The sequence below is a fragment of the Methanothermobacter sp. KEPCO-1 genome (genome assembly GCF_008033705.1).
GTDB classification, from domain to species: Archaea; Methanobacteriota; Methanobacteria; order Methanobacteriales; family Methanothermobacteraceae; genus Methanothermobacter; species Methanothermobacter marburgensis.
In genome coordinates, this window is record NZ_CP042937.1 from 427,501 (window position 1) to 453,582 (window position 26,082).

Genomic DNA, 26,082 nt, shown 5'->3' on the forward strand with positions numbered 1-26,082 from the left:
GGTTCCGATGCCATTGTAAGTTCAGTTATTGGTGCCGGAATAGCAAGTATCGGCATTCAGAACATGAGAACAGATGTTGTTGGCTTCATAGTGCTGAGCTGGATTATGTCACCGGTTGCAGGTTTTCTCACAGGATTTGTAATCTACAGATCCATCAGAAGGGTTTTAATAAAACCGCTTCAGGGTATGGGTATGCGAGACCGACTTGAAAAGGTATTTTCATATCTTCAGATACTGAGTTCCTCGTTTTCAGCCCTTAACCTTGGGGCTGTTGATATAGCAGTTGCAACAGGTGTTATATTTGCGACGGGTTATGCTGGTGGTTACTGGATCAGAATACTGGGGGCTCTTGGACTTGCTTCAGGAATTCTGCTGGCTGGCAACAGGGTGACAGAAACAATTGGAAGAAGAATAACAGACCTCACACCAAGCAGGGGCTTTGCAGCCCAGCTATCGGCGGCAGTTATCGTTTACCTCTTTCTGGCTTATGGTATGCCTGTATCGCCAACACAGACCCTTGTGGGATCGGTGATAGGTGTTGGGATTGCACATGGGACATCAACAGTCGAGTATGACGTGATAAGGCACATAGCATACACATGGATAGTCACGATACCCACATGCGTCATCCTATCAGCTGCAATTTATACTATCACAGGCTTTATATGCATTAAAGACTTTTGAGGGCCCTTATAATATCCCCATCCGCAATTATTCCCACCATCTCACCATCGGACATGACAACAAGCTGATTTATTATTCCCTCATCCGAGGAGTAGTCATTCATCTTCTCAATGGCGTCAGCAAGTGTCTCATCAGGGGCCACCGTGGCAACATCCCTGACCATGACCTCCCCAACTGTTGTGCCAAGTTCATAGTTGTCAAGTATCAGGTTGTGACCAAGGTCTGAGGCGGTTACGATTCCAACAAGTTTACCCTCATCAAGGACAGGGAGAGCACTTATCCTGTGCTTCATCAGTTTCTCAAATGCAAAAACCACGTCCTCAGATGGTTCAACTGTTATAACATCAGCTGTCATTACATCCTTAACCTTAACTTCATTCAGTTTTTTCAGCACCTTTCTCTCCTCCCTTAACACTGGTTTTTGTCAGTGATTTTATAATTGAGTCTATCGTGGTTACAACATCTATATTCTCAATAACAGGCACATTGTGTTTCTTTGCCTGGCTCTCAATGTATCTGTGGATTCTCCTTATTGCCCAGAAGTAACTTATATACCTTTTAAGTGGTCTTCTGGCCCACATCTGTCTGCAACGTGAATAGAACCTCCCCTTATGGACGTTCTCATCTGAAACCGTGAGGACAAACATTGCAACATTTTCCTTGTTTATGAGGTCATCCCTTATAAATCCGGGGACTATATGCACGCCCTCAATCACTATGCTTATACCCTCTGTGAGGGCCCTCTCAATTACGGCCTCCACACCGATGCTCACAGTGTCCACGTGATCCCTGAATCCAATGAGAACCTCGTCAAGTTCAGGTGGTGGGGGTATTCTGAGGGACTGGTACGCTGTGTAGCTTGATTCATATATGGACGGGAGAAGTTCCCTGGAGACTATTTTACGCATTACCTCCCTTATCATGTCGGTACTTATCATGTTCCTTATGCCAAGGCGGTTTGCAACCTCAAAGGCAATTGATGATGTTCCAACACCTGAGGCCCCCCCTATGAGTATTATCAGGGGCTCCTTGCACTGCCTTATTCGTCTCCAGAGCATGTACTTCTCTGCTACCTCAGGATCCTCCCTTTTCAGGTGCTCTGAGACCACATCAACGAGTTCCTCTATTGTTATGACATCGACCTTATTCTTTTTAAGGTGAGCCTCAATTCTGGAAGCAAATGTGTATGCCTTGTTAGGGTCCATCTCTGCCCTGGTCAGTGAACGTGCCAGAACGCCCTTGGAGAAGGGCTCCGTGTATTTTTTTCCGCTTACTTCTCCCTGAACCATGATCATGGTCTCACCTCAAAAAGAACTTGTCATACTCTGAAATCCAGTTTTTATATATTTAACTGGATCTGAGATTTAAAATTTCAGCAGTTATGGATCCATCATCTTCAATTTCAATGAGGGCTGCTCTGCCATCTGAAAGCTGTCCCGGGTTGACCACGATGGTTTCACCTATACGGTCCACTCCAGGGGACTCGTGGATGTGGCCACAGATGTTCAGGCAGGGCTGGTGTCTTTCTATAACATCCCTCACACCCATGCTTCCAACATTGTCCCCGGATGGAATTCTATCAACCGATGTTCCATGTGGTGGTGCATGGGTTACAAGAATAAGAACATCTCCTTCACCAGACCTTTCCATGAGGTCGTCCAGTTCCGATTTTATTTCATCCTCATCCAGTTCAAGGGGTGTGTTGAATGGTGTTGGGTTTGAACCCCCAAGGCCGCATATGGCAATATCCTTGATGTTAATGGATCTTCCATGAATATTCACGGCCTTTGAGTTTTCTATTTTAGCCACAGCCCCATGGGGATCGCAGTTCCCGGGTACGGCAACAACAGGGATGTTGTGGGATGCCAGATCATTCAGGAGCTCCTCAACGAGTTCCGCCGGCCCGAAGTGTGTTATGTCACCCGCCACAACAATGAGGTCAACGCGGTTATCCATTATAAACCTGTGAAGTTCCGGTATGTTTGAACCATGAAGATCACTTACAGCGAGGATTTTCATGAAAAATCACACTCCACATTATTCCCTGAAGAAGGAGCCTATCTCCTTTAAACCCTTTTTTATATCCTCTGAATCGCCATAAACGGCTAGAAGATCGTCTTCTTCAAATTCAATTATAAGGCTGTGGGTTTCGGCAATATCCTGAACCCTGTCCTCGGCTATTGGTTCCTTAAGGTGCACCCTTGCAGCTGCAAATCCCGGTGGGGCTCCAACAATAAACCTTGACTTTGTTTCGGGGGGTTTGTGAACCTCCTCACCCCTTGAGGCCCTCTTTAATTTTTCAATCCATTCCTCAGGGTAATCAGGGGCCACTGCCTCTGCAAGTTCAAGGAGTTTCTCCTGGATAGAGTTGAGCATATCGTTTATTCTCTTAAGCTCCCTGATCATCTCAGGGTTCTCTGTATCTGATTTATAGAAGTTGATTGATGTCCTCACAAGCCTTATATCCTCTGTAATTTCCACTGGGACATCAACATCCTTCTTTCGAAGGTCTGTCAGGAGTTCAACAAGCACGAACCATGTCTGTTCAACAGGGAGTGTCATAGATGTCCTTCCAGAATTTTTAGGGTTGTGTGGTTTATCTTTGCACCTGCCTCTTCAAGTTCCTTTCGGATCTCCTCAACGTTACTGTAGGAGCTGAGGATGAGCACATGGTTGCTCTGTGTGCCCTGGATGGATAGTATGGCCACCTCGTCGTCATCAGATAATTCCTTCTTCTCAAGGCCTGCCTTGTAGTCCACAAAGGATTTGAATTCTTCTGGAAGATCCTTCAAAGTAAATATTCCCTTCAAAGTAGCTATAAACAAAAAAACACCTCACTTTGGGATTTTAAATCCCTGAAAAAAATAATTAATTTGTGGTATTAACCGCTTCCAGGTGCCAGGCGGTCGAGTTCCTCGAGCTTTTCAAGGCACTCGTCGACGCATACCTGGTGGGCGTCAACCACAAGGTCCTCTTTTGGAAGACCCATTGCAAGTCCAAGTAGCTGTGCGAGGTGAAGTACCGGAATGTCGAATTCCTCGCCGAACTTGTCCTTTATCTCCATCTGACCAACGTCAAACTGGAGGTGGCAGAATGGGCAGACGTTTACTATTGCGTCAACACCGGCTTCCTTCATGTTTGTGAGTTTTTCCCTTGTGAAGTCAAGTGCAACGTCCAGGTCCCTTGATCTCACTCCACCACCGGCACCGCAGCACATCATCTTGTCCTTGTATTCAACGGATTTCGCACCGGTTACCTCAACGATTTCGTCCAGTATGGTTGGTCTTTCAGGGTTGTCTATGTTTATCTCATCGCTTGGTTTGAGGAAGTGGCATCCGTAGTGCACTGCAACGTTGAGGTTGAGGGGCTTTTCAACTAGTTCTGAGAGTTTGTCAAGTCCAACATCGTTGTACAGTACTTCAGCAAAATGCCTGACGTTGACTTCACCTTTGTATTCCCTGCCAGTCTCCTTGAGGATTTCATTGATTTTTGCCTTCATCTCCTCGTCTTCCTTGAGGAGGTGGTTTGTCTCGAAGAGTGAACCGAAGCATCCGTTACACTCGGTCATGATGTCTGCGCCCATGTCCTCGGCGATTGTTATGTTCCTTGCTGCTATTGCGGCCCATGTTGTTTTATCGAATGAACCGAATACTCCTGGTGCTGGACAGCAGGATGCTCCTTCCATGTCCTTCAGTTCGATTCCGAGTTTATCGAATAGAACCCTTGTTGCCTTTTCAATTCCAGGGTACCTGTTGTTCATGATACATCCTAAAAAGTATGCGATTTCCATTTGCATGCCTCCTTATTCAAGTTCACCTGTTTCCCAGTTGTAGCCTATTAACTGGTCAAAGCCTGTTGCCTTGATGATTTTCTGAACCTCTTCAAGTGCTTCAGGGAACTGGTGTGTTGTTGGTGGTAGTTCTCCAAGACCAACAGCCTTTCGAAGCTCCATTGTTGCGTCGTTGATTGGTACTCCGTGACCTGTTTTTATAACGAATGATCCAACTGCCTTGTGTGCTGGTGCCATGAATCCTGCTTTGGCTGCTTCGTTCCTTGCAAGTTTCACGACATCCACGATTTTGACCTTACGTGGGCACCTTTCCTGGCAGGAGTAACATGTTGTGCACATCCAGAGGGTTGGATCTGAGATTATTTCATCCTTTAATCCAACATTTGCCTTCCTTATTATCTGTCTTACCCTGTAAGGGGTTCTTCTTCCAGATGGGCAGGATCCTGTGCATGTACCGCACTGGAAACAGTATTCCAGACTGTCACCGCCTGCGGCCTTTATTTTTTCAGAGAACTCCTTGTCAATATTACCCTTTCTGATTATGTTTTCTTCTCTCTGCAGTAGGGTCATTATATCACTCCTTTCGCTTTTCTCCTCTTCCTCCTCTGATTCTTCTTCAGAATCAGAATCCTCCGAAGAGTCTTCATCCTCAACTACCTCCTCATCCTCATGGGAGGTTTCAGCAGTTTCTTCAGATTCATCATCCTCAACATCTGCAGTTTCGGGTTCTTCAGCTGATGCTTCCTCAGAGGCCCCCACAGGTTCTTCAACCTTTTGAGGTTCCTCTGATTTTTCTGTTTCTGCAGATATGGAGGGTTCATCTGAAGGTTTTTCTTGAGGTTGAGGTTTTTCTTCCTGTTTGGTGGACTCTGTTGGGGTCTCTGTTTTCTCTGGCTTCTCTGTTTTACTGTCCTCTTCCTTCTTCTCACCCATCAACATTTCTTTTAGGCGTTTTAGAACTGACATTGTTTTCACACCCTGAAAGATCCCTGGTTAGCAAACCTCAGATTTTTCTTATTAGACTGTGATTTTTATGGGTATATAAAGATTCCTAAAATTTGCCGATGTGTAACCTTTAAGGTGACACATGATGATTGTATCCACTGATAACGGTAAGTGACAGACTGCACCCTGAGCAAGACTGTAATGGTTAAGTAATCCCTGACTCCAAGTAAATAACAGACGGTGTAAGCAATGAGCAAGACTGAATATCAGATAAAATTACATGACGGACCCGCACGGCTGGGTCTTCTTGGAGATTCTGAAACTCCCCTGCTTGTTAAATATGAAAAGATGGATATCGCCCCCTATGAAACCATCCCACACAATGTACCCCGGGAAATCGCAGAGTGGGGTGTCAGTGAAACCCTGGAGATGGCCTCTGAATCTGATTCAGAATACGCATTCATACATGGATCCCGCTATACTGACCTCAGAGTAAGATGCGCCCTTGAACTTGAGGAGATTGGTTTCAGGAAACTCATAGTGGCAAATATGGATGAACTGCTCCAGAGACCCATGGAGATGGTTCGGATTCTGACTGGAATACGTGAGGCCATAAAACCTGAGACCATGCTGTGTTCAGCATTCTCCCCTCCAGCTTTCATCCCCCTGCTTGCATATATGGGTGTGGATGTGTTCTCAGATGCCGCTGCAGAGTTCTATGGTATGATCAACGTTCTGTTCACCGAGACCCATACCTATCCCCTGGACACCTACCGGATCTGCAGTTACAGTACAGATGAACTGATTGAAAGGAACAGATTGACACTGGATCTGGTGCTGCGGGAGGTCCGTGAACACATAAAGAACGGTACACTGAGAAACCTCGTAGAGGAGCGTGCTGCCTCCTCACCCCAGAACATGTCTGCACTCAGAATCCTGGACCATGAAATGCAGGAATTCCTCCAGAAGTACACCCCCCTCTACTGATAGGGGTTTTCAGAGCCCTGCGCCGCCATTATAAGATAATGATAGGGTCCTGCATCCCCCACGGACTCCACAGTGAAACCATGATCTTCAAGGATCTCTATGACCTCATCCTCTGACAGCCTTAGATCCATGTGCGGTCCCGGGGTTCCATCTACCTTTTTAAAATCAACCACCACCAGCCTTCCACTCCTGCTGAGGAGTCTTTTGACCTCGGCCATCAGTGGTTCAACCTCGCCGTTGACCACTATCCCATGGAAAACGTTGGCCATGAAGTAAATGTCAACTGTTCTATCAGGAACCGGCAGTCTATGGGTTATATCGGCAACCAGGGGTAGTATGTTACTCCTTCTGCCTATTCTGGACCTCAGGATCACAACCGATTCTGGGTATACATCAACCGCGATGACCCTTCCCTCATCACCAACAGCAGATGCTGCTTCAAGTGAAATAAAGCCATCGCCACAGCCAGCATCAAGAAACGTGTCCCCGGCCTTCAATGGAAGCATCTCAATGAGCTTTTTAGCATCTATGAGGTCCCTTGTCGATTTACCGCCATCGACATGGATCTTACGGGCCATGTTAACACCATACTGTATCTCTTTTTTATATGATAAAAATTTTCACGATCTCCCTGGTGGATCTTAACCCTTGATTTTGCAGTTCATTACAGTGCTTTAACCAACATGATCAAACTGGATCGCCAATGAAGAGCATCATTACAGTGCTTTAAAAAGTGATGTTCGGATCCCGAAGGCATTTATAAATAGGTGCCGGGAGAGAATTATTAAATGGTGTCTTAATATGATAGAAAAGATGGAGCTCACCATGACAAATGGCACGGTACACCACTTCAAGAGGGGTGAGTTTGGGGTGGAAAATATAAAGGTTGATAAGGAGAAGTGCTTTATACTGGTGAGCTTCTCTGAGAGGGAGTTCGGTAAAAGGGAGATAATAATACCCCTGCAAAACGTTGAAAAGTGCGAATACCTCCTAAGGTAATCAGATTATCATCCCCTCCACAATGGAGCGGGGCGCGCCTGCAACCTCAACAAGGTACTCGGCCTCGATGAAGTGGAGTGCGCCGGGGACAACAAGACAGTGAAGTGGATCCCCAAAGTCCTCCTTAATAAGTGAGGATATTGCATCAGCCCTCACAAGGGGTCTTTCAGAACCTGCCCTTGCAATTACAACTGCCAGGGTCTTTTCATTGATTGTGTCATCACCAAGTTTCTCTGATGCCCGCAGCAGGTATTCAAGGCCCTCATTTGCAGTCATGTACCTCCTTTTATGGGCCTCTATATCCAGGAGCACCAGTGAATGGGAATCCCTCTCAAGGTTATCCCTTATATTAACGTAGGGGGATGTTGGGAAGTAATTTTCTGATGTGAATGGTACCGTAATTATCCTCCCGAATTTGTAGGCCTGCAGCCCTGCAAGGCCCGGTGCAGCGGATATTATTGATGATGCATGAATGACCCTTGTCTCTATGCCCCTCCTCCTTGCGTCCAGGATCAGTTCTGTATGTGTGGTTGCAACGAGGGGGTCCCCCGGGACAAGGAGTGCCACATCGGATTTTTCTGCCTCAAGAAGTGGTATCCTTTCCTCCTCAATTTCCTCCCTGCGCAGTATATCTATATCCTTACCGGTTAACTCCTCAATTGCAGATAAACTGGCACCCTGAAGGATTGCAGTGTAGAATTCAGCGTAAACCCTGCTGCAGGCCTTTAAGGCCTTCAGGCCCTTAACTGATATGTCATTTTCATCGTAAAGTCCAAGTCCAATTATGTAAAGCATCTCTCACCCTCTCATAAATCATAACGTTATATAATGTTTCAGGAAAACCAGTATATAAGTGGCTTAAACTGTAACAGGAAGTTCACCATGAAGGGTTTAAAGGTTCCAAAGAAAAAGGCCAATGACATAATCAGGATTTTAACTGAGAAGTCTCTCCTTAACAGGGATTACAGGATAAAGAGGGATGAAAGCCATGTTTACATACCGGTGATCGACACCGGGATTGCAGGGGAATTTGATGATGTTGAGGTCATCGATGATGTTTTTGAGAGAAGTAAACGCTCCCCACGAAGTTTTACTGATATGCTGAAATCCAGGATCCCTGAGGACGTGCTTGCATCCATCAGACGGTCCTTTGATATAATAGGGGATACCGTTATCCTTGAAATACCCGAGGAGCTCCATGAGTACAGGCATGCAATAGGTGAGGCCGCCCTTAAATTCACAGGGCGGAGTGCCGTGTACATGAAGAGGAGTGGGGTGAAGGGTGTTACAAGGACCAGGGACCTTGAACTCATTGCAGGTTCTCCGGTATCTGAAACCGTCCATAGGGAGTACGGGAGCCGTATAAAGGTTGATATAAGGAGTGTGTACTTCAGCCCCCGCCTTGCCAATGAGAGGGAGATCGTTGCCAGGCAGGTGAAGGAGGGGGATGTTGTCCTTGACATGTTCGCAGGTGCCGGGCCCTTTGCAGTTGCAGTTGCAAGGCATGGAAAGGCATCCAGGATATACGCTGTTGACATAAACCCCGCTGCTGTCGGTTACATCAGAGAAAATGCCCGTCTGAACCGGGCAGAGGATATCATAGTCCCTGTTGAGGGTGATGTGCAGGATTTCCTAAATGATAAGGAGTGCTTTGCAGACCATGTGATCATGAATCTCCCGGGAACTGCCTGCGAATTTCTTGATGACGCCATCCGGGCAGTCAGGGATGGGGGCATCATACACTACTATGAATTTTCAAGGGACTTCGAAACCCCTGTGAAACGCCTGAGGGACGCCGCGGCACCCTTCAAAGTGGAGATCCTGGATAGGAGAAGGGTGAAGTCAAGGAGCCCAGGTGTGTGGCATATTGGTATCGACGCAAGAATAAAAAAGGGGTGAGATCAGAACACGCTAAGAACACGCCAACCATTACCTAAAAGAGCTGAAATCACAATGGATCAACTATACCCTCCTCTGTTATGATGCCGTCTATAAGATCAGAGGGTACTATGTCAAATGCAGGGTTGATGACCTCGGTATTTTCCGGGGCTATCCTGCAGCCGCCATAATATAGGACCTCTTCAGGGCTTCTTTCCTCGATCTCAACATCATAAATTGAATTTTCCCTGTCAAAGGTGCTGAGTGGTGCTGCAACGTAAAAGGGTACATTGAACCGTTTTGCTGAGAGTGCAACCATGAGTGACCCTATCTTGTTTGCCACACCGCCCTCTGCCACACGGTCAGCGCCTATTATAACCTTATCTATCATTCCCCTCTGCATGAGGTACCCTGCTGCAACGTCCGCTATCAGTTTAACAGGTATGCCCTCCTGCTGCATCTCCCAGACACTCAAACGGGCGCCCTGTCCCACGGGCCTTGTCTCATCACATATAACCGTTATATTCTTTCCCTGATCCCTGGCGGCCCTCACAACACCCAGGGCCGTGCCGTAGTCAACACAGGCAAGGGCGCCTGCATTGCAGTGGGTTAAGATTGTATCTCCATCATGGATTATGCTGGCCCCATGAGCCCCTATGGCCCTGTTGGTCTCCATATCCTCCCTGTAGATCTTCAGGGCCTCGTCAAGTGGGGACCCGGATTTCATTACACGGTCCACTGCCCAGAAAAGGTTCACTGCGGTTGGCCTTGACGACCTTATCTCCTCTGCAGCCCTTTTAGTGTCCTCGCCTGCAAGGTCTGCCAGGGCAACTCCAAACGCTGCTGTTACCCCAATGGCCGGTGCGCCCCTTACAACCATGTTTTTTATTGCGTATATGACGTCCCGGTAGTTTTCACACTGAAAGTACTCCAGTGAATCGGGAAGTTTTCTCTGATCTATAAGAATGAGTCGGTTGTCCTTCCATTCCAGTGTCTTCATGGTTATCACGGGATTTTCAGTAGTGGCTCGCTGGTGTCATGTCAAGGTGCTTGTCGGCACCCTTTTTCCCTGGGATGCCGTAGGCGTCTGCCCTGCACTGTGTGCATGCCCTGAATACGGGTATTATCTTTTCAACCTCGTTCCTGACCCTCTCGATCTCCTCACAGGTTGGCCGTGGGTAGTCCTCCATCTCACCCATCGGTATGAGTGGTATAACGTTCATGAGGGAGGCTCCCCTCTTTTTAACCTCCCTTGCAATGTCGACTATGTGTTCATCGTTGAGGCCAGGTATGAGTACACTGTTGACCTTAACAATGATACCCTTCTCTGCAAGTTTCTCTATACCCTCAAGCTGGTTCCTTGAGAGAACCTCGAAGGCCTCCCTTCCATGGTAGACCTTATCCTTGTAGATAACAAAGGAGTATATCTTCTCACCTACGTCAGGGTCAATGGCGTTCACGGTTACTGTGACTGTGTTAACACCAATCTCTGCCAGTTCATCAGCCTTATCTGGAAGGAGCAGGCCGTTGGTGCTGAGGCATTTTAGGAGGTCCGGGAACTTCTTGCTGGCCTTTTTGAAGAACTCGAAGGTCTCCTCATTTGCAAGGGCATCGCCGGGTCCTGCGACCCCTATTACACTTATGGGCATCTCGTTCTTAACATTCTCAACGTGCTTTACTGCATCCTCAGCGGTCATGATCCTTGCAGTGACCCCTGGTCGGTTTTCGCATTCGCTGATATCCCTTGTGCAGAACTTGCAGTGGATATTGCAGCGGGGTGCGATGGGCAGGTGGATCCTTCCAACCCTGTCGTGCAGTTTCTCATTGAAGCAGGGGTGAGCCTTTGTTATGTGGGCAAAGCGTGTCTGTCTCTGGTCGGGCATGTTTTCACCTCATATCGTCTATTATCTCCCTGGCCTTTAAAATCCATTCATCCCTGAGCACCTCATCGGTACATACGAGGGCTATTATGTTATCCTCCGAAAGGTCCCTTATAACCCGGAATCCCTCTGGTATTATACGGAATATTGCATCGTAGACCCTCTTCCTCAGGTTCATTGAGGGGTCGTGGACCGTCATTCCGCTGATATCCGAGATGGGGTCCTCAACCACCACCTCAAATCGGGAGGGCTGCCGTACCCTGCCACGTCCCTGTGTCTCCCAGAGCCTTTCAAGTAGCTGTGGAAGGTACGTTTCGTCCCTTATCCTCAGGTGGACTGCTCCGGTGGCCTTATCAACCTCCATCTCAGCCATGTCCTCAAGGTAAATCGGCTCAGAGGTCCTCTGTGTCTTAACCGCTATGATGAAGACCGGCTCCCTGGGATCAACCCATATCCTCAGGTCATCAACTGCCCTTGCAAGCTGGAGATCCTGGAGAACCTGGCGGGCTATTATCTCATAGACCTCTGCACCCCGGGGGTCGTAGCACTCAACATTTATCCCCATTTTAACCCTCACTGATGTCTTTCATTCCAGAAACAAGGAGGGCCGCTCCAACTGCGCCTATGTGCTGTGAATATGGGGGTACGATGACATCGATGCCGCCCAGAATATCACTTACCGCCTTAACAAGGCCCTCTATAAGGGATGTTCCACCCACCTGTATGAGGGGTTCCCTCACATCTATCTCCTGGAGCTGCTGTTCATATACCTGTTCGGCCACCGAGTGGCATGCCGCGGCTGCTGCATCCTCCCTTGAAACTCCCGCTGCAAGTGCGGTTACAAGGTCCTGTATACCAAAGACTATGCAGTAACTGTTGAGCATCGCCTTCCGGTAGTCCCCCTTCATTGCCAGGCTTCCAAGTTCATCTATCTCCACTCCAAGCCTCCTGGCTGTTATCTCCAGGAAACGCCCTGATGCACCGGCGCAGATACCTCCCATGGTGAAGTTGTCGGGTATTCCATCGTTGACGGTTATGACCTTGTTGTCCATACCACCTATATCCAGGACCGTTGCCTCCCCCTTCTGGTGGTCTGCAAGGAACACCGCACCCTTGGAGTTCACGCTGAGCTCCTCCTGTATGAGGTCGGCCCCGTAATGTTTCCCTATGGTTAACCTGCCGTAACCTGTAACTCCTATCCCATCAAGGTCCTTAATCGTGTAACCTGTGCCTGCGAGGGCCTCCTCTATGCCCTTCTCTGCGGAGCCAAGGACATCTGTTGTGGGAAGCCATCCTGTTCCTATGACCTCGTTATCCTCCATCAGCACTACCTTGGTGGTTGTTGAACCTGAATCGATTCCAAGGGTTAGGCCCTCCTGTTTCTCCCTTGCAAGTATGCTCTTCCTTGCCACTATTGTTGAGAGCGCCTCCATACGTATGAAGAGCTCATCGGCCTTTGTTCTCTCTGTGAATGAGTAGGTTACAACCGGAAGCCTTGTGTTCTGCTGTATGAACCTCCTTATCTCATTCCTTACAAGGGCTCCCTCTGCACACCTGAAGCAGGTTGCTATGAAAACCGCATCTGCATCTGTTTTGCCCTCAACGATTGACATTGCCCTTGCTATCATGAGTTTCAGGCTTGAACTGGCACAGTTGAACCCAAATTTTTCATAGGCCTCATCTATGTAGTCAAGGTCGGCCTCGGGGATCACTATTTCGGCCCCGAAGGTCCTCGCTGCCTTTTCAATTTCCTTCTGAACACCGCTGTAGTCGGTTCCGCATGAAATCTGGGCTATTTTAACCATTTTGAGCCTCCAGTTCGTCCAGGAATTTGTTTATCCTGTTAACCACATCTATTGTCTCTTCCCTTGTTGTGGGGTATTTCAGTTCAAGTGTGGGTATACCTCTCTTTCTGAGCTGGAATACGCAGAGTTCATTGGTCCTTGCGCACCCTATGCACCCAAAACCAAAGGGGGCCTCCTCCATTATTATGGCGGCATCTGCCTCCTCTATGAGGGGTCCAAGGATTGCCATTCTCCCCCTCACACCTGAGGGAACCTCTATTGCCGCGTATTTCAGGCCCCTTATCGGGTCCTCCTCGGTTATGTTGAAGGGTGGTGAATCGATTTCAGGGTCTGTTACCTTCTGCCTGATTTCCTTCTGGATTACAAGGGGCTCATGTCCCCTTCTTTCAACAAGATCTGCAAGTATAAGTGAATTTGGTGGAAATATCGCTATCTTCAATAGAATTCCCCCCTGTCTCCCTCCTGGGGCCTTCTGGCTATTTCAACCATGTCTGTGAAGAGACCCTTTGTGGCATCAACGATTCCCACTGCACAGAGAACCTCACCCTTCTCCTTCAGGGGTACCACGACCACGGGTATTCCCTTGTAGGGTCCCCTCTCAGGTGTCTCCCTTGCTATCTCCCCTGATTCAAGGACCTTTTCCAGTACCGGTCCGGTGTAGCTGTCATCGATCACCCGGCCGTCCTCTATTCGAAGACCCTTTGCTTCCCGGCTCCTTATTGTGAGGGGAAGGCGGCTTACAAGTTCATGTATACACATTCCAAGTTCCTTGAGTTCCTCTCCAGTGGATGATGAAGTTATTTTCATTTCAATCAGCCCTATGTTTTCTGTCTGGATTTCAGACTCCTCTCAACTACATCGCGGAATTCATCAACAGAAACCTTCTCCTTTTTTTCGGGTTCTGCCTTCTGGGGCCTTTCAAGGGCCTCGCCCACGTATCCAAGTAGTTTGAATTCCTTTTCAAGCTGATGGTAACCCTCCCTTGCTGCCCCTCTGTGTCCTCTGCATCTCCTGGGGTCCCCTGGTGGGAACCCCCTCTCCTTTGTGAATATGTTGGCCGGGTCCAGGCTGCGTATTTTCCTCACAGCCTCCATCACAGTCTCTGTGTCCCCATGCACCAGCGCACCGTAGCATGTTGATTTTATGGTCAGTGGCAGTCCAAGGAGGTGGAGCCTCTGGACAAGTTCCGATGAGCTAAGCCTTGATGACGGCCCAAGTATTATCATTCTTGTTGATTCCTCATGGTTTTTTTCTTTCCCGGACATACACGGTGTCCCCCTCTTTGAATTTTTCAACATTCTCAAGGCCCTCTGTGATTCTGCCTATTATGTTGGTGCCGTTGAATGGTTCCCCTGTTGGGCCGTATTCATCGTTGTCCTCGAGTCTAACACCAACCATGCCTATGTGTCTCCTTGACATGTTTGTTATGCCAATGCTGCCCTTTTTAACGCAGTTTTCAGGTGTTTTCTCAGGTACAAGGCCCTTTGCCAGGGATCTGTCACCCTCAAACATCACCACCTTCATGCCAGGGAAGGCGAAGTGTACCTTGAGGGATCCGATGGGTGTGTCGATGAGGCCTGTGAGTCTGCGGAAGTACCATGAGGACCTGGGTGCATCAGGGTCAAGTTCAACCTCAAGGATTTTATCGGCCTCTATGCCCACTGTCCTGACCCTTCCCTCCTTGAGTATGTCCATGGTGTAGGGTGGGTCCTGGGCCACAACGATTGCATCGTCAACCATTATGCCGTCCCGTATCTGCTCAACACCGTACCCCTGAAGGTATTCCTCTGCTTCCTTCTGGGTCATGGATACTGTCATTATCCTGCCGGGTTCGCACTCCACCGTGATGTGGTCCCCTTCCCCTGCTATATCCACCAGTTCCATTCCATCTGTAACATTTCCTATGAGGTTGTGGGATGGTGTTGAAACCCTGTCCTCCCTGTATATGTAAACCCTTCCAGCGCCCCTTCCAGCGTTTCGAAGGGTCACCGTACCCCTGTTTCTCTTTGCTATTTTTTCGGGATCCTTTTTTATTCCCTGAAGGGAGTAGAAACCTATGAATGAGTTGGCCTCATAGTCGACCCTCAGTTTCCCCTCCTCCACCATTGTGAAGAAGTGTTCAACAGACTGGGGGGAGTCGTGGGATGGTTTTACCTTAACGTAGGTGAATATCTGGTTTCCGTCCTCAAGTGGTGTTTCAAGGTCTGTTACTGCGGCGCTCTCAACTATGCTTTTTCTCTCAACAACTGGTTCCACTGACCTTATCACATCGCGGTCTGTCAGTCTCTCAATGGTTCTTCCCCCTCCGGTTACCCTTGCAAAAACACCCCTGTTCTCAGCCGGGGCGCCGTATACTGATGAATGGGGGTCCCTGGAGATTATTATGTGGGTTGAATCCGGGCTGAACCCTGAGAGGCTCATTATAACCTCATTCTCGTCGTAGAAGAATTCCTTCCTTGACGGCTCCAGTTCTGTTTTCAGGGGTCCCATTGAAATCTCGGATGGTGTTGTCCACCTTATACGGAGGTTTTCGAGGTTGCTGTAGACCTCCCTCCATGTCTCAACGATTTCAGGTGCTTCCTCAGGGAGCAGTTCAATCAGGATGCTTCCTGCTGTTGTTTTGATCCGGTATGTGTCTATTGTCCTTTCAAGTTCTCTTGTGCCGCTTATGAGACCCACAAGGGCGCCTTCCACATAGGGGGCTCCTGTAGCATCGATGGCATCCCTCACTGTGGCCCCCTCCGGGAGTTCAACCTCCACTCCATTAACCTTAACAAACATCAGATCTCCCTCATATCTTTTCTTCTATCACACCTGTTATGATGTCCCTTTCAAAGTCAAAGAGGACCCTTTCATCATTATCATGGACTAAGTGGAGTTTTCTTTCGGATACTATCTCCCCGGCGTCTGATGCAGTTATTCCGGCAGACTCGAGTAGTTCAATACATTCAGCAACATTTTCTGGGCGTGCTGTCAGCACAAAACCTGAGCCAGGGTACATTCGAAGCCAGTCCTCCCACTTAACTGATCTGTTACGTGGTATTGATTCCAGTTCCACCCATGCACCCACATCCGATGCCTCAAGCAGCATCCCCAGTGTTCCAAGGGTCCCCGGGTTGCTTATATCCTTACCTGCAGTTACCAGCTTTCTTTCTGCGATGATGGACATTACCTCAATCTGGAACTGCACCTCCTCAGGTGTTTTATGGGTGGTTGTGTCCCAGTTCAGGGAAAATGATGGGTGTGGCCTTCCATCGAGGTCTATGCCCACTATAATCCTGTCGCCGGGTTCTGCGTCGCAGCTTGTTATGAGAGCATCCTCCGATGCTATACCTGCAATTGAAACATCAAGGGCGTCGTAGGGTGTGTCAGGGTGCACGTGGCCCCCCACCATTGGGACACCGAACTTCTCTGCCCCCTCCCTTATACCCTCCATCACACTGTAACAGGTCTCCCGTGAGTTAATTGAGAGAACGTTGACCATGCCCACGGGTTTGCCGCCCATGGCTGCAATATCATTAACATTAACAAGTACAGAACAGTAACCGGCCCAGTGGGGGTCAGCCTCCATCAGACGCCCCCATATTCCATCCGCTGCCAGTAAAAGAAGTTTTCCGTCTCCAATCCTGATGGCCGATGCGTCATCACCGTAACCGAGATGTGTTTTTCCCGAGACACTGAATGCATCATTAAGAATAGAAACTATGTTCCTTATTGGCCGTTTTCTTGTTACACCCTCAAAATTTTTAAGGGAATGGATGATATCATCTAAATCCAATTCCACACCTCTTTTTATCGGTTTAGGTGTATCTCACGGTGTAGCTTGCACCTATATTATCTATAATCTGTAGTAGATCCCTTTTAAAAGTTTCCAAATCATGGGTTTCAATGGTGTCTTTACCCCTGAAGAGCTCCCTGTGGATTCTTTCACCAACTATATCGTCCCATCCCCCCTCAAACTCTATTATGATCGAATCTGCGCATTTGAAGCCCTTCTTAACCACCCTATCTATATCACCGTCTGTTATCCCTATTATGGGAACATCGAATCTGTAGAGTATATCTGCAGCCACGAGCGTTGTGTCATCTCCAACCGTGACAACAAGATCAGAGTCATGGAGAGTGTATATGTCCTCTGCTGCGTGGTTTAAGAACGAAACCCGGTACTTCTTTTTATTATTTTCCCTTACCTTCACCTTTCTGGGTTTTACCTCCGAGCGGCGGAGAAGTCCTGTCTTCACGACCGCGTCCTTGAGGTTAACCCTTCCAAGCTTTTCAACCCCGTGTTCCTTTATCCTTCCCCCTCTTATCTCAGTGATCAAACCGTCCTCTGCGACGAGGGTGACGTCGTCTGACGTTGAGACCCCCACTACTATACCATTTACGAATATGTTCTCATTCTCTGAGACACCCACGAGCCTCCGGTACTCCCTTCTGTCAGGTTTCTGTTCACCGCAGGGCTCTCCATGGAAGATTTCCCTGCATACCTCCTCTGGATCCACCATTTCGAGTTCAAGTTCACGTGCCAGTTTCTCTGCGAATGGCTCGGCCTCCCTCTTCCATGCCACAACACTTCCATCGGGTTCGCCTGGTCTTTCTATCTGAACAACTGGCGGTTTTTTTTCTGATCTCTGGAAAACCTTGTATCCAAATCCGTGCCCTGTGATACGGGACTTTCCGTAGTTCATGAGGACAACAATGTCGGCGCCCTCATCTGCAAAGAGATCAACCGATTCACTTGGGAGTCTCTTCTCTGAGATGTCTATAACATCCTCAAGGTGGGCGTCATAGACCGCGGTCCGCCCCATGGTGCCCCCGAGTCTTGCCCTGACCTCCCCATATTTTTTTAGAAAATCTATGAGTTTTGCTGCGTATCCTGAATCAACCATCTGTGGTCCATGGACAACCACGCCTATTCTCATAAGATCACCTGCGCTTCCTGCAAGATCCCCTCTAACGGCGGGATCTGTATCTTTTCTTCTTTATCTCTGAACCACATATCTCACATTCCCCAAACTGGTAGTCCTGAGGGTACACCTTCCTGCATCCAGTGCATATCTTCCTCCACTGATAGGTCTCCTTTATACCTGATGTGAGGACACTGCTGAAATCTATTCCAAGAATTCTGAGGGTGTTCTGTATTGTATAGTCATCGGTGATTACAGTTACCCCTCCCCTCTTTCTGAGTGAAACGGCAAGTCCTATAACCTCCCTGTCTGTACTGGAAAGCCTCATGGCATCCCCTGATCTGCTGGTGACCTCATCCACCTCCCTCATGCTCTCAGGGTCAGGTTCCATTATTCTGAGTCTGCCATCACTGAGTGCCCTCTCAAGGACCATGACCGACTTGAAGTCCCTTATCTCATCTGTTACAGACTTCACGGTGTAGTTTTCAGTGCCTTCAGGTATGTATCCGTTTATGAATGCAGATGCATCAAGAACCCTCTTCATCAAGACCACGTATTAATCAGGGATTATAATATAATAAGTTTCCATTTTTCAGTTTGGTGAAGCATGGTAATAAATTTACCCTCGCATGGGGGAGTACCGGGTTGGTGGCTTTCCCTGTGGAAGAACCCCAGATACACCCCATCAACCGACCATGTGGATAATCGGGCAGGTGCAAAAAAGTATTACCATGAAGTTCTGTAAAGTCCATTAAAACAGCTATTTTCATGTTTAGATGGTTTAAAAACCCTTAAATGCGCTTAAAAGTTCTTGAGAACGGTTGAACCAATCTAACGAAAACTTTATAAATAGTGGTGTCAATATATAGTAAACGGGTAGGGTCCAGGACTTTTAAACTTATTCTGGTCTTTTAAATTGGAATTAAAACCGCCTCCAATCCAATATCAAACCCTACCCAGACCAAACCGCCATAAATTTTTATTACTTTTCTCTCCTTGTCAGAAACGTGAATATACTCACTTTCGCTTACAGAAAAACCAAAAGACTTATAAATTGCACCCACAATAAATAGCATGTTACATCCACAGTTTATTATTAAGATACCGGTTGATTGATATGAAAAGTTCCAGCATGGAGGAGCACAGGAGATTGGCTCCAGAGGACATAATATGCGCTGTCATCACCCTCAGTGATTCAAAATATGAGGAATTCAGAAAAACCGGTGAAATACCTGAAGGTGACCTATCAGGCAGAAAACTCATGGAGGCACTGTCTGAAAGTTACTCTGTTAAGGAATACAGGATAATACCCGATGACAGACATGAACTTCTATCTGCAGTTGATGATATGATAGATAAGGGTGCTGACGTTATATTTACCACCGGTGGCACAGGAATTGGAAGTAGAGACATAACAGTGGAGACCCTACGGGGTATCTTTGAAAAGGAACTGGATGGTTTCGGTGAGATATTCAGGCACCTCTCATTTAAAAAGCTGGGAGCAGGGGCGATACTCAGCAGGGCAACGGCGGGTGTATACAGAAAAACACTGATATTTGCACTTCCAGGGTCACCGAACGCGGTGGAACTTGGGATTGAAATTGCTGTCCCTGAACTCGGCCACCTTGTTAAGCACCTCCGGGAATGAATATGCTTTTTTTAAAGATGCTTCGAGGATTCTGCATCATTTGAGTGCCCTATCATGAGACAATCGTTGGATAATTAACTGTGAAAGCAGATTTTCTCAAAATAGGATATGATCCCCTGAATTAGAAGCTCAAAAAAAGATTAATTAATCAGTGATCATCCCTGAAATCAGAGACCGATATCAGCGGTATGAGTTCAATACCCCTTTTTTTGAATTCATCAACCGCCCCCTCCTCACGGTCAACCACAACAAATGTTTTCTCAACCACTCCTCCATTTTCCTGGATCGCCCTCACAGCCCTCAGAAGTGATCCTCCGGTTGTTGTGACGTCCTCCACAACAGCGACTCTTTCACCGGTGTTCAGTTCACCCTCAATGAGTTTTGATGTTCCATAACCCTTCTTTTCCTTTCTTATCATGAGGAGGGGTTTTCTGGAGTAAATGGACACTGCAGTTGCAATGGGGACCGCGCCCAGGGCAGGGCCCGCAATCCTGTCTGCACCCCCCACCTCACCCTTTATGAGCCTCGCTATCACATCAAGGACCTCAGGGTCGGTTATAGCTCGCTTGATATCAACGTAATAATCACTTTCCCTTCCTGACGAGAGAACAAACTTACCCCTCTGAATGACATTTCTCTCTGAAAGAAGTTTTATGAGTGTCTCTCTGAGTTTCTCCTGATCTTTGACCTGCATAATTTACAGACCCCCAGTTCGGCGCTGTAACAACCTGAACATACCATTGATCCGCATAGCCTGCAGGTGTGGAGAAAGTCCGCCCTGCCACAGAGGCCGCAGATCCCCTTAAGCTGCAAGGACCTTCACCCTGTTATTCCTCGCCGCCCCTTAGTAGTATCTTGTCCCCTATCTTTTTAACCATCTCGTAGGGAACTATTGTCTCCCCCTTTGATAGCCCAAGACCCTCTGATATTCCACCCTTTCCAAGAACGAGTGCCTCTATTGTCTGGGATTCTATGTCAACCTCAACGTCCTTTACCTTGCCTATCACCGTTGCGGAACTGTCAAGAACCTCTTTGCCGATTATTTCTTCAACTATCCTCATGGTACCACCATTCAGTCACTGTATTATTATTGTTCTCATGGGTATTTAAAATTTTAAATGTGCTGAACCAAAACCTTTTTATATAATGAAATTCACTATCTTCTTTTTCTTACATGAATATACTTTATTCTCTGGAGGCATAAAACCAATGAAAAAAGCCCTGGAAATATTCTGGAATGACATCAAGACCGTTAAAAACAGTCCCGTGGTGCTATTCGTCATTGCAGTGATTATCTGTATCCCGGCACTGTATGCAGTTTTCAACATACAGGCAACCCTCGACCCATACTCAAAGACATCCAACATCAAGGTTGCGGTGGTCAATGAGGACAGGGGAGTGAATTTTGAGGGTGAAAAGCTCAATGTGGGTGCAGAATTCGTGGATGAACTCAGAAATAACAGAAACTTCGACTGGCAGTTCGTTGATCGTTCAGAGGCCATGAATGGACTCAGGGAGGGGGACTACTACGCCGTACTCATAATACCAGGAAACTTCAGCTCAGACCTCCTGTCCATCAAGAACGGCACCCCCAGGCAGGCCAGCATCGAGTACATAGTGAATGACAAGCTGAACCCTGTGGCTCCACGAATAACAAACGCAGGGGCAGATGCACTTCAGGCAAAGATAAACAGTGAAGTCGTTAAGACCATTGACGGAATAATATTCGGTAAGATAAGCAGTGCCGGTGAACTGGCAAGGGCAAACAGGGATGATATCCTCAGGACAAAGAAATTCATCAGCGAACTAAATGCAAACCTTGGTAAAATCGATGAAACCCTCAGCACGGCAAATTCAGACCTTGAAAAGGGGCAGAACCTCTGGTCAGGGCTGAAGAGTGATTTGCCAGAAATTCAGGAAAACGCAAACTTTGTGAAGGAGAAATACAGTCTACTGGAGAGTTACATTGGAAAAGACCCTGCTAAGGCCCTATCAACAGTCCAGTCCATGGAGTCCCATCTCTCAGAGGCAATAACCTCAATGAAATACCTGAAGGCTGTTCTTGGCAGTTTATATTCCGCCACCGGGGATCCTAAGTTAAAAACAGCGATGGACCAGATAGACGCCAATATCCAGAAGGCCACCTCAGTTCTGAGTATACTTGAGGGTATAGAAACAGACCTCAAAACAAAGGGGACCACAGAACGCCTTGTGAAGCTCAGAGAATCCCTCAACAAAATGGACAGTGCACTGAACAAGCTCATGGATAACAGGGCACAGATAGATGCTGCCATGAGGGATGCTTCATCAAAACTGGGCATCGCAAACTCAAAATGGCCAGTTATGAGGTCAGCGATCCAGGACGCCCACAGAAAGCTTGGCATGATCAGTGAGGATGACCTCAACAGCCTTGTGAGACTGGCTGACATTGATCCTTCCGCTGTGAGGGAATACTTCAGAAGCCCTGTGAAGATGGAGAAGGAGCACATCTACCCTGTGAAGAATTACGGATCCGCGCTTGCACCCTTCTACATACCCATATCCCTCTGGATAGGAGGTATTATCGCAGTTGCAATGATAAGCATGAGGGTGAAGTACGGTGAATACAGCAGCATACAGGTGTACTTTGGAAGGATGGGGCTCTTCATCATAATAGCCATCTGTCAGGCCCTTGTTGTTGCAGCCGGAGCCCTGCTCCTCCAGGTGCAGATAACAGGTAGGTTGCTGTTCCTGCTGACAGCCATTTACGTGAGCATCTGTTCCATGCTCATAATCTATTCCCTCACATCTGCCCTGGGGAACGCCGGAAAGGCCCTTTCAATAATAATCCTTGTGCTTCAGATCACAGGTACAGGGGGCATATTCCCTGTTGAACTCCTGCCACCATTTTTCCAGGCAATCCACCCGTACCTTCCACTCACCTACGCTGTGGGTGCTCTGAGGGAGGTGGTCGCTGGTGTGATCTGGAGTATCTACTGGAAGAATATTGCACTTCTTGCCCTCTTCCCTGTGGTGACCTTCCTTATCACGGTACTTGTAAAGGAGAAAATGGATAAAAGGGCCCACTGGATGGAGAGCAAACTAGAAGAAAGCGGTCTTTTCTGATTAAACTATTTTTATTTTTATTTTTGCCAGATAGGCTTGATCCTGATTTTTATTGGCAGAATTGTGATTCTAGGAAATTATCACATCCCGAACGATTTCAAAATTTTCAGCAGAAAGCAGTTTTTAGAAATTTAATGGCCCATATCATGAGAATGGTTTCAACAATAATCGCCTGATAAATAAAAGGGGGGGCCTAGAGGCCCAGTTCATCCTCTTCCATCTTCTTCTCTTCTTCCTCCCACTGGAGTTCCTCCATTATCTGCTCCTCCTCATCCTCACCTCCACGGTTCCAGTTCACAATACCATAAAGTACACAGAAAACCGTCACAAGGATGCAGAGGAGGTAAGCACTCCAGACCCAGGGATCAGGTATACCAAGCACCATCACAGAACCTCCACATCAGAGTCTCCAGAAACTTCCTGCAAATAAACCATCACAGAACCTCCACATCAGACTCCCTCAAAACATCTCTCAACATGCTCACGGGACGGTGGCTCCGTAAGAAGACTCACAACAACCATGAAGATCGCTGAGACAGGCACCCCAATCAGTATCGGGTCAACAACAGGCCAGGGCATCGAAGAAATAACAGGACCTCCAAAGATGGCCTTGGCAATCCCAAGAGCCTCCGCAGTCTTCTTATACTCGAAAAGAAGCCATAAGAGGCTCACGATGGCGCCTGAAACCATACCTGCAATCGCGCCCTCACGGGTGGCCCTCCTCCAGAAAATAGCCGCAGCATAAACCGACAGGAAGGAAGCAGCGCAAATACCAAAGAAGAGAGCCGTCCCCTGCGCAATTATACTCCCTGGCAGCAGGTAGCCCAGAACAACCGCGATCAGAACCGCAATGATAATACCGCCCCTTGCTATGAGGACTGACCTTTCGCCCTTTCTGTTTCTTATGGTCTCATACACATCCCTTCCTATGGCTGTACCCTGCACATGGAACTGTGCGCTGAGTGTGGACATTGCGGCAGAGAGCAGGGTCAGCATGAAGATATAGGAGAACCACTCAGGCATGGCAGAATTGATAAAGACAGGTATTATCTTATCCGCATTGCCGCCAGCAGCCTGAAGGGCAATTACACCTGCCTTTTTGAAGAAGTAAACGTTTGAAAGGGCCCCGACCACATAGGCGCTCCAGGTCATCACGAATATGAAGAGTGCGCCTATCAGAACACCCCTGTTGAGCTCCCTGTTGGACCTCACCGTCATGAACCTCACTATTAGCTGTGGCTGGGCAAGGACACCCACACCCACACCGAGTATTATGGTTGACAGGAGGGTCCACCAGTAGGGGCTGCCATAAACAGGCATGCTGGTCCAGCCAGTTGCACCCAGAGCACTGGCCTTTGCAGGCACCAGATGAGACATGCTGGTGAGGGCCTGATGAGCATCCACCACACCACCAAGAATGTAATAGGTTGACACAACCAGGAAAATCATACCCAGAAACATTATGGTACCCTGAAGGGCATCAGTATACATCACACCACGTATACCTCCCAGCACGACATAAACAGCAACAATAACAGCCATCAGGATGAGGGCTATGTTGAAGTTAAGCCCGAGGGTAGTTTCAATAAATCTTGCGGCCCCTATAAGGACCACTGATGCGTAGAGTGGCATTCCCAGGAATATTATGGCCCCCCCAAATGACTGGAGGAACCTGCTATTGAACCTCCTCCCCAGGAACTCCGGGAAGGTGAGGGCAGACATGTTATGACCCATCTTCCTCGTGCGCTTACCAAAGAACACAAAGGCAATGAAAATACCCACAAGTATGTTGAGAAACACCAGCCAGAGTATCCCCATCCCAAACACACCGGCCATACCACCAAAACCCACAATCGCCGCCGTACTTATAAACGTGGCGCCGTAACTCATGGCCATGATGTAAGGATGGGTCTTCCTACCGGCCACCATGTAGTCCTCTGAGGTCTCCGTCCTCCTCCAGGCCACATAACCAACGTAGCCCACAAGAAGGAAGTAGATGAGAACAACGATACCCAGTACCAGAAAATCCATTCAACATCCTCCTTACGTTTATCAGTTACAATTTATAATTAACGATAATGATAATTAACATATAAGTCTTTACAGAAAGAAAACTGAGAGAATCACATTCAAAGGAGATCAAAATGATATGGAACCCTGAAGCAGAATGCATGAGTCAGGAAGAAAAACAGGAATTACAGCTCAGGAGACTGCAGGAGACAGTTAAAAGGGCCTATGAAAACGTGCCATACTACAACAAACGTTTAAACGATTTAGAGGTGTTTCCAGAGGACATAGAAACACTGGATGATATAGAGAAGCTGCCCTTCACCACAAAGAATGACCTCAGGGACGCATACCCCTTCGGGATGTTTGCAGTGCCAGATGAGGATATAGTGGAGGTCCACACATCATCAGGAACCACCGGTAAGCCAGTTGTTTCCGGTTACACCAGGAGGGACCTTGAAATATGGTCGGAGGTAATGGCGAGATCCCTGACCATGGGGATGGCAACAAAGAAGGACCGTATACAGAACTGCTATGGGTACGGGCTTTTCACAGGGGGCCTTGGTGTCCACTACGGGGCCCAGAAGATCGGGGCGACCGTCATCCCAATCTCAGCGGGTAACACCAAGAGGCAGATCGAGATAATGCAGGACTTCGGGACCACAATAATAACATGCACACCCTCCTATGCACTCTACCTTGCAGAGGTCCTTGAAAAGGAGGGCGTCGACATTGAAAGTCTGAACCTCAAATCAGGCATATTCGGTGCCGAGATGTGGACCGAAGAAATGAGAAATGCCATAGAGGAAAGGCTGGGACTCACCGCCCTCAACATCTATGGCCTCACAGAGATAATAGGGCCAGGAGTCGCCCAGGAGTGTACCGAGAAGAACGGCCTCCACATATTTGAGGATCACTTCTACCCTGAGATAATAGACCCTAAAACAGAAGAGAAACTCCCCTATGGCAGGAAGGGGGAGCTGGTACTCACAACACTCACAAGGGAGGGTATGCCAATCCTCAGGTTCAGGACAAAGGACATAACAGCCCTCAGGAACGATGAATGTGGCTGCGGTCGTACCCTTGTGAGGATGGACAGGATAACCGGTAGAAGCGACGACATGCTCAAGATCCGGGGTGTCATTGTCTTCCCATCACAGATCGAAAGGGCCCTTCTCAAGATAAGGGGTCTTGAACCCCACTACCAGATAGTCGTCACAAGGCCCGAGTTTCTGGATGAACTTGAGGTCCAGGTTGAAGCGTCCCCGGAACTCTTCTCCGATGAGGTTAAACATGTGGAAGAGGCCAGAAGGATGATAGAAAAGCATATACACAGTGAGATAGGTCTGCGTGTTAACGTTACACTTGTGGAACCGGGAAGCCTTCCAAGAAGTGAGGGTAAAGCCATAAGGGTCATAGATAAGAGGAAATTTGACTAATGGAGGTG

32 protein-coding genes (1 of these 32 only partly in view) are annotated in these 26,082 nt (G+C 47.9%); 7 read left to right on the top strand and 25 right to left on the bottom strand.

Going from position 1 to position 26,082, the window contains the following annotated elements; translation table 11 throughout:
• Positions 1–684: the 3' portion of an inorganic phosphate transporter gene (locus FVF72_RS02280; RefSeq protein WP_147671070.1), read on the top strand. It extends 306 nt beyond the left edge of the window; only the last 684 of its 990 coding nucleotides appear in the window; its start codon lies off the left edge, out of view; its stop codon occupies positions 682–684.
• Here the strand turns inward: FVF72_RS02280 and FVF72_RS02285 are convergent.
• Genes FVF72_RS02285 through hdrC form a run of 7 tightly spaced genes read right to left on the bottom strand, consistent with a single transcriptional unit; the run spans position 671 to position 5,440 of the window.
• On the bottom strand, positions 671–1,039 hold the full coding sequence (locus FVF72_RS02285) for a CBS domain-containing protein (RefSeq protein WP_048901268.1): 369 nt from the start codon (positions 1,037–1,039) through the stop codon (positions 671–673). The genes FVF72_RS02280 and FVF72_RS02285 overlap by 14 nt on opposite strands.
• Before the next feature lie 19 nt (positions 1,040–1,058).
• Positions 1,059–1,979, bottom strand: coding sequence for a 2-phosphoglycerate kinase (locus FVF72_RS02290; protein ID WP_048176423.1), 921 nt, complete (start codon positions 1,977–1,979; stop codon positions 1,059–1,061).
• A 52-nt stretch (positions 1,980–2,031) separates the two neighbouring features.
• The gene (locus tag FVF72_RS02295) at positions 2,032–2,703 is read right to left on the bottom strand and encodes a metallophosphoesterase (RefSeq protein ID WP_147671071.1); all 672 of its coding nucleotides are present in this window, start codon (positions 2,701–2,703) and stop codon (positions 2,032–2,034) included.
• A gap of 18 nt (positions 2,704–2,721) precedes the next feature.
• Positions 2,722–3,246 (bottom strand): DUF2096 domain-containing protein, encoded by a 525-nt coding sequence (locus tag FVF72_RS02300; protein WP_147671072.1) that lies wholly within the window; start codon positions 3,244–3,246, stop codon positions 2,722–2,724.
• Complete coding sequence (locus tag FVF72_RS02305; protein WP_147671073.1) at positions 3,243–3,509, bottom strand: DUF749 domain-containing protein; 267 nt, start codon at positions 3,507–3,509, stop codon at positions 3,243–3,245. The genes FVF72_RS02300 and FVF72_RS02305 overlap by 4 nt, the downstream gene beginning before the upstream one ends.
• Before the next feature lie 56 nt (positions 3,510–3,565).
• Positions 3,566–4,474: a CoB--CoM heterodisulfide reductase subunit B gene (hdrB, locus tag FVF72_RS02310; RefSeq protein ID WP_013295277.1), complete on the bottom strand. Its 909-nt coding sequence runs from the start codon at positions 4,472–4,474 to the stop codon at positions 3,566–3,568.
• A gap of 12 nt (positions 4,475–4,486) precedes the next feature.
• A complete protein-coding gene (gene hdrC / locus FVF72_RS09380; RefSeq protein ID WP_255503771.1) occupies positions 4,487–5,440 on the bottom strand; it encodes a CoB--CoM heterodisulfide reductase subunit C in 954 nt (317 codons plus the stop codon).
• Between the two features lie 228 nt (positions 5,441–5,668).
• Here hdrC and FVF72_RS02320 point away from each other — a divergent pair, with 228 nt between their 5' ends.
• Positions 5,669–6,406 (top strand): archaeosine tRNA-ribosyltransferase, encoded by a 738-nt coding sequence (locus FVF72_RS02320; RefSeq protein ID WP_147671074.1) that lies wholly within the window; start codon positions 5,669–5,671, stop codon positions 6,404–6,406.
• On the opposite strand, the gene FVF72_RS02325 is transcribed toward FVF72_RS02320, so the two are convergent.
• Positions 6,400–6,984 carry a class I SAM-dependent methyltransferase gene (locus tag FVF72_RS02325; protein ID WP_013295274.1) on the bottom strand — a complete coding sequence of 195 codons (585 nt, stop codon included), beginning with the start codon at positions 6,982–6,984 and terminating at the stop codon, positions 6,400–6,402. The genes FVF72_RS02320 and FVF72_RS02325 overlap by 7 nt on opposite strands.
• A 223-nt stretch (positions 6,985–7,207) precedes the next feature.
• On the opposite strand from FVF72_RS02325, the gene FVF72_RS02330 reads away from it, so the two are divergent.
• Positions 7,208–7,405, top strand: coding sequence for a hypothetical protein (locus FVF72_RS02330; protein WP_013295273.1), 198 nt, complete (start codon positions 7,208–7,210; stop codon positions 7,403–7,405).
• Here FVF72_RS02330 and dph5 read toward each other — a convergent pair whose 3' ends face one another.
• Positions 7,406–8,200: a diphthine synthase gene (gene dph5, locus FVF72_RS02335; protein ID WP_013295272.1), complete on the bottom strand. Its 795-nt coding sequence runs from the start codon at positions 8,198–8,200 to the stop codon at positions 7,406–7,408. It abuts the gene before it with no gap.
• A gap of 87 nt (positions 8,201–8,287) precedes the next feature.
• Here dph5 and FVF72_RS02340 point away from each other — a divergent pair, with 87 nt between their 5' ends.
• Positions 8,288–9,304 carry a class I SAM-dependent methyltransferase family protein gene (locus FVF72_RS02340; RefSeq protein WP_013295271.1) on the top strand — a complete coding sequence of 339 codons (1,017 nt, stop codon included), beginning with the start codon at positions 8,288–8,290 and terminating at the stop codon, positions 9,302–9,304.
• Between the two features lie 49 nt (positions 9,305–9,353).
• On the opposite strand, the gene mtnA is transcribed toward FVF72_RS02340, so the two are convergent.
• From mtnA to FVF72_RS09245, 12 genes are all read right to left on the bottom strand, one after another.
• Complete coding sequence (gene mtnA, locus FVF72_RS02345) at positions 9,354–10,283, bottom strand: S-methyl-5-thioribose-1-phosphate isomerase (protein ID WP_147671075.1); 930 nt, start codon at positions 10,281–10,283, stop codon at positions 9,354–9,356.
• Between the two features lie 16 nt (positions 10,284–10,299).
• A complete protein-coding gene (gene nifB / locus FVF72_RS02350; RefSeq protein ID WP_147671076.1) occupies positions 10,300–11,166 on the bottom strand; it encodes a FeMo cofactor biosynthesis protein NifB in 867 nt (288 codons plus the stop codon).
• A 4-nt stretch (positions 11,167–11,170) separates the two neighbouring features.
• Positions 11,171–11,728, bottom strand: a complete 558-nt coding sequence (locus FVF72_RS02355) for a methanogenesis marker 17 protein (RefSeq protein WP_147671972.1) — start codon at positions 11,726–11,728, stop codon at positions 11,171–11,173.
• 1 nt (position 11,729) lies between these two features.
• The gene (locus FVF72_RS02360; RefSeq protein WP_147671077.1) at positions 11,730–12,968 is read right to left on the bottom strand and encodes a methanogenesis marker 15 protein; all 1,239 of its coding nucleotides are present in this window, start codon (positions 12,966–12,968) and stop codon (positions 11,730–11,732) included.
• The gene (locus tag FVF72_RS02365) at positions 12,961–13,407 is read right to left on the bottom strand and encodes a methanogenesis marker 5 protein (RefSeq protein WP_147671078.1); all 447 of its coding nucleotides are present in this window, start codon (positions 13,405–13,407) and stop codon (positions 12,961–12,963) included. The genes FVF72_RS02360 and FVF72_RS02365 overlap by 8 nt, the downstream gene beginning before the upstream one ends.
• Complete coding sequence (locus tag FVF72_RS02370) at positions 13,404–13,775, bottom strand: DUF2111 domain-containing protein (protein ID WP_147671079.1); 372 nt, start codon at positions 13,773–13,775, stop codon at positions 13,404–13,406. The genes FVF72_RS02365 and FVF72_RS02370 overlap by 4 nt, the downstream gene beginning before the upstream one ends.
• An 11-nt stretch (positions 13,776–13,786) precedes the next feature.
• Positions 13,787–14,233, bottom strand: a complete 447-nt coding sequence (locus tag FVF72_RS02375) for a methanogenesis marker 6 protein (RefSeq protein ID WP_147671080.1) — start codon at positions 14,231–14,233, stop codon at positions 13,787–13,789.
• Entirely contained in the window at positions 14,208–15,749 is a 1,542-nt protein-coding gene (locus FVF72_RS02380) for a methanogenesis marker 3 protein (RefSeq protein WP_147671081.1), read from the bottom strand. Before FVF72_RS02380 ends, FVF72_RS02375 begins: the two co-directional genes overlap by 26 nt.
• 10 nt (positions 15,750–15,759) lie before the next feature.
• Positions 15,760–16,746 (bottom strand): methanogenesis marker 2 protein, encoded by a 987-nt coding sequence (locus tag FVF72_RS02385; RefSeq protein ID WP_147671082.1) that lies wholly within the window; start codon positions 16,744–16,746, stop codon positions 15,760–15,762.
• A 22-nt stretch (positions 16,747–16,768) separates the two neighbouring features.
• Positions 16,769–17,890, bottom strand: coding sequence for a DUF2117 family protein (locus tag FVF72_RS02390; protein ID WP_147671083.1), 1,122 nt, complete (start codon positions 17,888–17,890; stop codon positions 16,769–16,771).
• Between the two features lie 31 nt (positions 17,891–17,921).
• The gene (locus FVF72_RS02395; RefSeq protein ID WP_147671084.1) at positions 17,922–18,419 is read right to left on the bottom strand and encodes a type II toxin-antitoxin system VapC family toxin; all 498 of its coding nucleotides are present in this window, start codon (positions 18,417–18,419) and stop codon (positions 17,922–17,924) included.
• Positions 18,420–18,786: 367 nt separating this feature from the next.
• A complete protein-coding gene (locus FVF72_RS09245) occupies positions 18,787–18,951 on the bottom strand; it encodes a hypothetical protein (RefSeq protein ID WP_187239658.1) in 165 nt (54 codons plus the stop codon).
• 41 nt (positions 18,952–18,992) lie between these two features.
• Between FVF72_RS09245 and FVF72_RS02400 the strand changes: the two genes are divergently transcribed.
• Positions 18,993–19,523 (top strand): molybdenum cofactor biosynthesis protein B, encoded by a 531-nt coding sequence (locus tag FVF72_RS02400; RefSeq protein WP_147671085.1) that lies wholly within the window; start codon positions 18,993–18,995, stop codon positions 19,521–19,523.
• A gap of 148 nt (positions 19,524–19,671) precedes the next feature.
• On the opposite strand, the gene pyrE is transcribed toward FVF72_RS02400, so the two are convergent.
• Both pyrE and FVF72_RS02415 read right to left on the bottom strand, forming a co-directional pair.
• A complete protein-coding gene (gene pyrE, locus FVF72_RS02405; RefSeq protein WP_147671086.1) occupies positions 19,672–20,217 on the bottom strand; it encodes an orotate phosphoribosyltransferase in 546 nt (181 codons plus the stop codon).
• 133 nt (positions 20,218–20,350) lie between these two features.
• Positions 20,351–20,584 carry a PRC-barrel domain-containing protein gene (locus FVF72_RS02415; RefSeq protein WP_013295256.1) on the bottom strand — a complete coding sequence of 78 codons (234 nt, stop codon included), beginning with the start codon at positions 20,582–20,584 and terminating at the stop codon, positions 20,351–20,353.
• 148 nt (positions 20,585–20,732) lie between these two features.
• Here FVF72_RS02415 and FVF72_RS02420 point away from each other — a divergent pair, with 148 nt between their 5' ends.
• The gene (locus tag FVF72_RS02420; RefSeq protein ID WP_147671087.1) at positions 20,733–22,628 is read left to right on the top strand and encodes a YhgE/Pip domain-containing protein; all 1,896 of its coding nucleotides are present in this window, start codon (positions 20,733–20,735) and stop codon (positions 22,626–22,628) included.
• Between the two features lie 193 nt (positions 22,629–22,821).
• Here the strand turns inward: FVF72_RS02420 and FVF72_RS02425 are convergent, their stop codons facing one another.
• Together FVF72_RS02425 and FVF72_RS02430 are read right to left on the bottom strand one after the other, a co-directional pair.
• On the bottom strand, positions 22,822–23,013 hold the full coding sequence (locus FVF72_RS02425) for a symporter small accessory protein (RefSeq protein WP_013295254.1): 192 nt from the start codon (positions 23,011–23,013) through the stop codon (positions 22,822–22,824).
• Positions 23,014–23,078: 65 nt separating this feature from the next.
• Positions 23,079–24,659 carry a sodium:solute symporter gene (locus tag FVF72_RS02430; RefSeq protein ID WP_013295253.1) on the bottom strand — a complete coding sequence of 527 codons (1,581 nt, stop codon included), beginning with the start codon at positions 24,657–24,659 and terminating at the stop codon, positions 23,079–23,081.
• Between the two features lie 113 nt (positions 24,660–24,772).
• On the opposite strand from FVF72_RS02430, the gene FVF72_RS02435 reads away from it, so the two are divergent.
• The gene (locus FVF72_RS02435) at positions 24,773–26,074 is read left to right on the top strand and encodes a phenylacetate--CoA ligase (protein WP_147671088.1); all 1,302 of its coding nucleotides are present in this window, start codon (positions 24,773–24,775) and stop codon (positions 26,072–26,074) included.
• Positions 26,075–26,082: the final 8 nt, after the last annotated feature.

Coding starts and splice junctions, on each gene's coding strand:
- FVF72_RS02360 (WP_147671077.1), bottom strand. CDS start 12,968: ATGGTTAAAATAGCCCAGATTTCATGCGGAACCGACTACAGCGGTGTT.
- FVF72_RS02435 (WP_147671088.1), top strand. CDS start 24,773: ATGATATGGAACCCTGAAGCAGAATGCATGAGTCAGGAAGAAAAACAG.
- FVF72_RS09245 (WP_187239658.1), bottom strand. CDS start 18,951: ATGCTATTTATTGTGGGTGCAATTTATAAGTCTTTTGGTTTTTCTGTA.
- FVF72_RS02295 (WP_147671071.1), bottom strand. CDS start 2,703: ATGAAAATCCTCGCTGTAAGTGATCTTCATGGTTCAAACATACCGGAA.
- FVF72_RS02300 (WP_147671072.1), bottom strand. CDS start 3,246: ATGACACTCCCTGTTGAACAGACATGGTTCGTGCTTGTTGAACTCCTG.
- FVF72_RS02395 (WP_147671084.1), bottom strand. CDS start 18,419: ATGAAGAGGGTTCTTGATGCATCTGCATTCATAAACGGATACATACCT.
- FVF72_RS02290 (WP_048176423.1), bottom strand. CDS start 1,979: ATGATCATGGTTCAGGGAGAAGTAAGCGGAAAAAAATACACGGAGCCC.
- nifB (WP_147671076.1), bottom strand. CDS start 11,166: ATGCCCGACCAGAGACAGACACGCTTTGCCCACATAACAAAGGCTCAC.
- FVF72_RS02320 (WP_147671074.1), top strand. CDS start 5,669: ATGAGCAAGACTGAATATCAGATAAAATTACATGACGGACCCGCACGG.
- FVF72_RS02340 (WP_013295271.1), top strand. CDS start 8,288: ATGAAGGGTTTAAAGGTTCCAAAGAAAAAGGCCAATGACATAATCAGG.
- mtnA (WP_147671075.1), bottom strand. CDS start 10,283: ATGAAGACACTGGAATGGAAGGACAACCGACTCATTCTTATAGATCAG.
- FVF72_RS02430 (WP_013295253.1), bottom strand. CDS start 24,659: ATGGATTTTCTGGTACTGGGTATCGTTGTTCTCATCTACTTCCTTCTT.
- FVF72_RS02425 (WP_013295254.1), bottom strand. CDS start 23,013: ATGGTGCTTGGTATACCTGATCCCTGGGTCTGGAGTGCTTACCTCCTC.
- FVF72_RS02355 (WP_147671972.1), bottom strand. CDS start 11,728: ATGGGGATAAATGTTGAGTGCTACGACCCCCGGGGTGCAGAGGTCTAT.
- hdrC (WP_255503771.1), bottom strand. CDS start 5,440: ATGTCAGTTCTAAAACGCCTAAAAGAAATGTTGATGGGTGAGAAGAAG.
- FVF72_RS02330 (WP_013295273.1), top strand. CDS start 7,208: ATGATAGAAAAGATGGAGCTCACCATGACAAATGGCACGGTACACCAC.
- FVF72_RS02325 (WP_013295274.1), bottom strand. CDS start 6,984: ATGGCCCGTAAGATCCATGTCGATGGCGGTAAATCGACAAGGGACCTC.
- FVF72_RS02370 (WP_147671079.1), bottom strand. CDS start 13,775: ATGAAAATAACTTCATCATCCACTGGAGAGGAACTCAAGGAACTTGGA.
- pyrE (WP_147671086.1), bottom strand. CDS start 20,217: ATGCAGGTCAAAGATCAGGAGAAACTCAGAGAGACACTCATAAAACTT.
- FVF72_RS02375 (WP_147671080.1), bottom strand. CDS start 14,233: ATGTCCGGGAAAGAAAAAAACCATGAGGAATCAACAAGAATGATAATA.
- FVF72_RS02415 (WP_013295256.1), bottom strand. CDS start 20,584: ATGAGGATAGTTGAAGAAATAATCGGCAAAGAGGTTCTTGACAGTTCC.
- FVF72_RS02285 (WP_048901268.1), bottom strand. CDS start 1,039: ATGACAGCTGATGTTATAACAGTTGAACCATCTGAGGACGTGGTTTTT.
- dph5 (WP_013295272.1), bottom strand. CDS start 8,200: ATGCTTTACATAATTGGACTTGGACTTTACGATGAAAATGACATATCA.
- FVF72_RS02400 (WP_147671085.1), top strand. CDS start 18,993: ATGAAAAGTTCCAGCATGGAGGAGCACAGGAGATTGGCTCCAGAGGAC.
- FVF72_RS02420 (WP_147671087.1), top strand. CDS start 20,733: ATGAAAAAAGCCCTGGAAATATTCTGGAATGACATCAAGACCGTTAAA.
- FVF72_RS02380 (WP_147671081.1), bottom strand. CDS start 15,749: ATGTTTGTTAAGGTTAATGGAGTGGAGGTTGAACTCCCGGAGGGGGCC.
- FVF72_RS02390 (WP_147671083.1), bottom strand. CDS start 17,890: ATGAGAATAGGCGTGGTTGTCCATGGACCACAGATGGTTGATTCAGGA.
- hdrB (WP_013295277.1), bottom strand. CDS start 4,474: ATGGAAATCGCATACTTTTTAGGATGTATCATGAACAACAGGTACCCT.